Source organism: Streptomyces sp. NBC_00212, assembly GCF_045206365.1.
Taxonomy (GTDB): Bacteria; Actinomycetota; Actinomycetes; order Streptomycetales; family Streptomycetaceae; genus Streptomyces.
This window is the reverse complement of record NZ_CP108115.1, coordinates 3,793,275-3,800,000: the sequence shown is the minus strand read 5'-3', so window position 1 is coordinate 3,800,000 and position 6,726 is coordinate 3,793,275. Positions and strand designations below refer to the sequence as shown.

3 protein-coding genes and 2 rRNA genes are annotated in these 6,726 nt (G+C 63.8%); all 5 read left to right on the top strand.

From position 1 onward, the window contains the following. Positions 1-45: 45 nt before the first annotated feature. Positions 46-3,170 (top strand): 23S ribosomal RNA (locus OHA17_RS17275). An 85-nt stretch (positions 3,171-3,255) separates the two neighbouring features. Beyond that, positions 3,256-3,372 (top strand): 5S ribosomal RNA (rrf, locus tag OHA17_RS17270). 74 nt (positions 3,373-3,446) lie between these two features. Further along, positions 3,447-4,091 carry an HAD family hydrolase gene (locus OHA17_RS17265; RefSeq protein ID WP_398875854.1) on the top strand — a complete coding sequence of 215 codons (645 nt, stop codon included), beginning with the start codon at positions 3,447-3,449 and terminating at the stop codon, positions 4,089-4,091. Between the two features lie 43 nt (positions 4,092-4,134). Beyond that, positions 4,135-5,334 (top strand): MFS transporter, encoded by a 1,200-nt coding sequence (locus OHA17_RS17260; protein ID WP_406507363.1) that lies wholly within the window; start codon positions 4,135-4,137, stop codon positions 5,332-5,334. Next, positions 5,303-6,478, top strand: a complete 1,176-nt coding sequence (locus OHA17_RS17255) for an acetoin utilization protein AcuC (RefSeq protein ID WP_078966167.1) — start codon at positions 5,303-5,305, stop codon at positions 6,476-6,478. Before OHA17_RS17260 ends, OHA17_RS17255 begins: the two co-directional genes overlap by 32 nt. The last annotated feature ends 248 nt before the right edge of the window (positions 6,479-6,726 follow it).

Below are 6,726 nucleotides of genomic sequence, written 5' to 3'. Positions count from 1 at the left end.
GGCTGGTCGTTGTTTGAGAACTGCACAGTGGACGCGAGCATCTGTGGCCAAGTTTTTAAGGGCGCACGGTGGATGCCTTGGCACCAGGAACCGATGAAGGACGTGGGAGGCCACGATAGTCCCCGGGGAGCCGTCAACCAGGCTTTGATCCGGGGGTTTCCGAATGGGGAAACCCGGCAGTCGTCATGGGCTGTCACCCATACCTGAACACATAGGGTATGTGGAGGGAACGAGGGGAAGTGAAACATCTCAGTACCCTCAGGAAGAGAAAACAACCGTGATTCCGGGAGTAGTGGCGAGCGAAACCGGATGAGGCCAAACCGTATGCGTGTGATACCCGGCAGGGGTTGCGCATGCGGGGTTGTGGGATCTCTCTTCTGTCGTCTGCCGGCGACAGGACGAGTCAGAAACCGTTGGTGTAGGCGAAGGACATGCGAAAGGTCCGGCGTAGAGGGTAAGACCCCCGTAGCTGAAACATCAACGGCTCGTTTGAGAGACACCCAAGTAGCACGGGGCCCGAGAAATCCCGTGTGAATCTGGCGGGACCACCCGCTAAGCCTAAATATTCCCTGGTGACCGATAGCGGATAGTACCGTGAGGGAATGGTGAAAAGTACCGCGGGAGCGGAGTGAAATAGTACCTGAAACCGTGTGCCTACAAGCCGTGGGAGCGTCGCTGGCAGCACTTGTGCTGTCAGTCGTGACTGCGTGCCTTTTGAAGAATGAGCCTGCGAGTTAGCGGTGTGTAGCGAGGTTAACCCGTGTGGGGAAGCCGTAGCGAAAGCGAGTCCGAACAGGGCGATTGAGTTGCACGCTCTAGACCCGAAGCGGAGTGATCTAGCCATGGGCAGGTTGAAGCGGCTGTAAGAGGTCGTGGAGGACCGAACCCACCAGGGTTGAAAACCTGGGGGATGACCTGTGGTTAGGGGTGAAAGGCCAATCAAACTCCGTGATAGCTGGTTCTCCCCGAAATGCATTTAGGTGCAGCGTCGTGTGTTTCTTGCCGGAGGTAGAGCACTGGATAGGCGATGGGCCCTACCGGGTTACTGACCTTAGCCAAACTCCGAATGCCGGTAAGTGAGAGCGCGGCAGTGAGACTGTGGGGGATAAGCTCCATGGTCGAGAGGGAAACAGCCCAGAGCATCGACTAAGGCCCCTAAGCGTACGCTAAGTGGGAAAGGATGTGGAGTCGCAGAGACAACCAGGAGGTTGGCTTAGAAGCAGCCACCCTTGAAAGAGTGCGTAATAGCTCACTGGTCAAGTGATTCCGCGCCGACAATGTAGCGGGGCTCAAGCGTACCGCCGAAGTCGTGTCATTCCAGCATATAGGGCCAACGCCTGCTGGGATGGGTAGGGGAGCGTCGTGTGCCGGGTGAAGCTGCAGCGGAAGCTAGTGGTGGACGGTTCACGAGTGAGAATGCAGGCATGAGTAGCGATACACACGTGAGAAACGTGTGCGCCGATTGACTAAGGGTTCCTGGGTCAAGCTGATCTGCCCAGGGTAAGTCGGGACCTAAGGCGAGGCCGACAGGCGTAGTCGATGGACAACCGGTTGATATTCCGGTACCCGCTTTGAAACGCCCAGTATCGAGCCCATTAATGCTAAGGCCGTGAAGCCGTTCCGGACCCTTCGGGGAATGGAAAGTGGTGGAGCCGCCGGCCCAAGGTGGTAGTAGGTAAGCGATGGGGTGACGCAGGAAGGTAGTCCAGCCCGGGCGGTGGTTGTCCCGGGGTAAGGGTGTAGCCCGTCATCTAGGCAAATCCGGATGACATATAAGGGTGAGACCTGATGCCGAGCCGATTGTGGTGAAGTGGATGATCCTATGCTGTCGAGAAAAGCCTCTAGCGAGTTTCATGGCGGCCCGTACCCTAAACCGACTCAGGTGGTCAGGTAGAGAATACCGAGGCGTTCGGGTGAACTATGGTTAAGGAACTCGGCAAAATGCCCCCGTAACTTCGGGAGAAGGGGGGCCACGTCCGGTGATGAGTCTTGCACTCTGAGCTGGGGGTGGCCGCAGAGACCAGCGAGAAGCGACTGTTTACTAAAAACACAGGTCCGTGCGAAGCCGTAAGGCGATGTATACGGACTGACGCCTGCCCGGTGCTGGAACGTTAAGGGGACCGGTTAGTCACATTTCGGTGTGGCGAAGCTGAGAACTTAAGCGCCAGTAAACGGCGGTGGTAACTATAACCATCCTAAGGTAGCGAAATTCCTTGTCGGGTAAGTTCCGACCTGCACGAATGGCGTAACGACTTCTCGACTGTCTCAACCATAGGCCCGGTGAAATTGCACTACGAGTAAAGATGCTCGTTTCGCGCAGCAGGACGGAAAGACCCCGGGACCTTTACTACAGTTTGATATTGGTGTTCGGTTCGGCTTGTGTAGGATAGGTGGGAGACTTTGAAGCGGCCACGCCAGTGGTTGTGGAGTCGTCGTTGAAATACCACTCTGGTCGTGCTGGATGTCTAACCTCGGTCCGTGATCCGGATCAGGGACAGTGTCTGATGGGTAGTTTAACTGGGGCGGTTGCCTCCTAAAGAGTAACGGAGGCGCCCAAAGGTTCCCTCAGCCTGGTTGGCAATCAGGTGTTGAGTGTAAGTGCACAAGGGAGCTTGACTGTGAGACCGACGGGTCGAGCAGGGACGAAAGTCGGGACTAGTGATCCGGCGGTGGCTTGTGGAAGCGCCGTCGCTCAACGGATAAAAGGTACCCCGGGGATAACAGGCTGATCTTCCCCAAGAGTCCATATCGACGGGATGGTTTGGCACCTCGATGTCGGCTCGTCGCATCCTGGGGCTGGAGTCGGTCCCAAGGGTTGGGCTGTTCGCCCATTAAAGCGGTACGCGAGCTGGGTTTAGAACGTCGTGAGACAGTTCGGTCCCTATCCGCTGCGCGCGCAGGAACATTGAGAAGGGCTGTCCCTAGTACGAGAGGACCGGGACGGACGAACCTCTGGTGTGCCAGTTGTCCTGCCAAGGGCATGGCTGGTTGGCTACGTTCGGAAAGGATAACCGCTGAAAGCATCTAAGCGGGAAGCCTGCTTCGAGATGAGTGTTCCCACCTCCTTGAGAGGGTAAGGCTCCCAGTAGACGACTGGGTTGATAGGCCAGATGTGGAAGCCCGGTAACGGGTGGAGCTGACTGGTACTAATAGGCCGAGGGCTTGTCCTCAGTTGCTCGCGTCCACTGTGTTTGTTCTGAAGCAATGAACAGCCGTCAGAACCGTTTCCGGTTCCGGTGTTCAACTTCATAGTGTTTCGGTGGTCATAGCGTTAGGGAAACGCCCGGTTACATTCCGAACCCGGAAGCTAAGCCTTTCAGCGCCGATGGTACTGCAGGGGGGACCCTGTGGGAGAGTAGGACGCCGCCGAACAAATTTTGGGGAAAGCCCCGCACTTGGTCCTTCGGGACTACGGTGCGGGGCCTTTCTGCGTTTAAGGTCGAGTCATGCGCTACGACCTCATCATCTTCGACAACGACGGCGTGCTCGTCGACAGTGAGCCGATCTCGAACACCATCCTGTCCGGGTATCTCACCGAGCTCGGCCATCCCACCTCGTACGAGGAATCCCTCCGTGACTACATGGGGGCCGCAGTCCATCGCGTGCACGACGTGATCCAGGAGAGGACCGGGCAAGCGCTGCCGGTCGACTTCGACGAGACGCTGCACGCTCGGATTTTCGCCGCGTTCGAGCGGGAATTGCAGCCCGTCGCGGGGGTCACGGACGTACTCGGGAAGCTCGTGGCGGACGGGGTGCCGTACTGCGTGGCGTCGTCCGGGACGCACGAGCGGATCCGGGTCGGGCACCGCAGGACCGGGCTCGACGAGTGGTTCGAGGAGGAGTGGGTGTTCTCCTCGGAGGACGTCGGGCGGGGGAAGCCGGCGCCGGACCTGTTCCTGCACGCGGCCGAGCGGATGGGGGTGGCACCCGAGCGGTGCGTCGTCATCGAGGACAGCCGGCTCGGGGTCCAGGCCGCGCGGGCTGCGGGGATGGACGTGTACGGGTTCACGGCGATGACGCCCGCCGAGCGGCTCGACGGGGCCAACGGGTACTTCGACAACATGGGGCAGCTGCTCGGATTGCTCGGGTGATCTCTCTACCCAGGAGTAAGTAACGGCCCTAGGCTGTGCCGCCATGACAGACGCACGCCTGCGGCACGGCAGGGCGTCCCTGGCGGTGAGTTTCTTCGCGCAGGGCATGGCCTTTGCCCTCCTGGTGACCCGCATACCCGCGATCCAGGACCGGTACGGGATATCGGATGGGCTGCTGCCCGTCTTCCTCGCGGCCGTGCCGATCCTCGCGGGGGTCGGCAGCGTCTGCACCGAGCAGCTGATCAAGCGGGTCCGGCCCAGCGTGGTGCTGCGGTTCGCCCAGCCCGCCGTGCTCCTGGCGCTGCTCGGGGCCGGCGCGGGCGACCGGATGTGGCAGGCCGCGCTGTCGCTCGGCGCGTTCGGGCTGTCGGTGGGGGCGCTCGACGCGTCCATGAACATGCTGGGGGTCAGCCTCCAGCGGACGTACGGGCGCAGCATCATGCTCGGGTTCCACGCCTCGTACAGCCTCGGGGGGATCGGGGGCGCCTCGCTCGCCTGGGTGGGGGCGCACTGGCACCTGTCGCTGCTCGTGTCGTATCTGCCGGTCGTGGCCGTGCTGCTGCCGGTGTGTCTGGTCGCGAGCCGGTGGTACGTGGACGGTGAGCCGGTCGGCGCCGCGGTGGAGCGGGCCGAGGGGGCCAAGCCCGTCGTCTTCCGGCTGCTGCTGCCGCTCTGCCTGGTGATGAGCTTCGCGTACATCGGGGACTCGACCGTCTCCAACTGGAGTGCCAAGTACCTCCAGGACACGCTGGGCAGTTCCGAGCAGCTGTCGACCGTTCCGTACAACGTCTACATGGTCACCACGCTGCTCGGGCGGGCTGCCGGGGACTTCGGGGTGCGGCGGTTCGGGGCGGTGGCCGTGGTGCGGTTCGGGACGGTGCTGGCCGCGGCCGGGTTCGGCGTGGTGGCGGCCGCGCCCGGGGCCTGGGCGGGGATGGCCGGGTTCACGCTGCTCGGGTTCGGGCTGTGCGTGATCGTGCCGCAGACGTTCGCCGCGGCCGGGCGGCTGTTTCCGGACGCCAGCGACGCGGCGGTCGCCCGGCTCAACATCTTCAACTACGTGGGTTTTCTTGTCGGCTCGCCGCTCGTGGGGGCGCTGGGGGACGCCTGGAGTTATCGCGGGGCGATGCTCGTGCCGATGGTCCTGGTATTGCTGACGCTGGTGTACGCCCGCTCGTTCGGCTCCGAGGCCGCCCGATACGGTGGCGGGCATGAGCGGCCGCGCACTGTTGATGTGGGATGAAGCTGTCACGCGCTACGACTTCGGGTCGAGCCACCCGATGGACCCGGTACGGCTCGCGCTGACCATGGGTCTGGTGCGGGCGTACGGGCTCGACAAGCAGGTGGACGTGGTTGCCGCGCCGCCCGCCGGGGACTCCACGCTGCGGCTCGTGCACCGGCAGGACTACGTCGACGCGGTGCGGGCGGCGTCGGCGGATCCGGGTTCCGCCGACGCGTCGTACGGGCTCGGCACGATGGACGATCCCGCCTTCGCCGGGATGCACGAGGCCTCCGCGCTGATCGCCGGGCAGTCGGTCGCCGCGGCCGAGGCGGTGTGGGCGGGGGAGGCCGCGCACGCGGTCAACTTCGCGGGCGGGCTGCACCACGCCATGCCGGGCGGGGCGGCCGGGTTCTGCATCTACAACGACGCCGCGCTGGCCATCGCGCGGCTGTTGGAGCTGGGGGCCGAGCGGGTCGCGTACGTGGATGTGGACGTACACCACGGGGACGGGGTTCAGGCGGCGTTCTGGGAGGATCCGCGGGTCCTGACGATCTCGCTGCACGAGCATCCCCGGCTCCTGTTTCCCGGGACCGGGTGGCCGGAGGAGACCGGGGCGGACGGGGCCGGTGAGGGTTCCGCGGTGAATGTCGCGCTGCCGGCGGGGACGGGGGACGAGGGGTGGCTGCGGGCGTTCCACTCGGTGGTGCCCGAGCTGATCGCCGATTTCCGGCCACAGGTGCTGGTCACTCAGCACGGGGCCGATACGCATTTCGAGGATCCGCTGGCTCACCTGGCCGTTTCGCTCGATGCGCAGCGGGCGGTGCAGGCCGCGTGCCACTCGCTGGCCCATGAGTACGTCGAGGGGGCGAAGTGGGTCGCGCTCGGGGGTGGGGGGTATGCGGTGGTGGATGTGGTGCCGCGGTCCTGGACGCATCTGGTGGGGATCGCGGGGCATGCGCCGCTCGATCCCGAGTCGGTGATTCCCGCGTCCTGGCGGGATGAAGTGTTCGCGCGTACGCGGCAGTTGGGGCCGGCGCGGATGACGGACGGGCGGACCGTGTCGTGGCGGTCCTGGGATGCGGGGTACGACCCTGCGGATCGGCTGGACCAGGCGGTGCTGGCCACTCGGCGGGCGGTGTTTCCGTTGCGGGGGTTGTTGGCGTAGGGGGAGTTCCCCACCCCGCCCCTTCCCGAGACCCTCCGGGGGATGTCGTTCAGCTGCGGCCCCGCGGTCGTCCCTGGGGCTCCGCCCCAGACCCCGTTCGCGCCTTAATGGCGCTCGTCCTCAAACGCCGGACGGGCTAAGGATGCCGGTGCCGACCAGCGTCAACCCTGTTAGGGGCGCGGGGAACTGCGCGACCCGCCACGCACGGTCCGCAGCCGAACCAACTCACCCCGGGCGGGTCTCGGGAG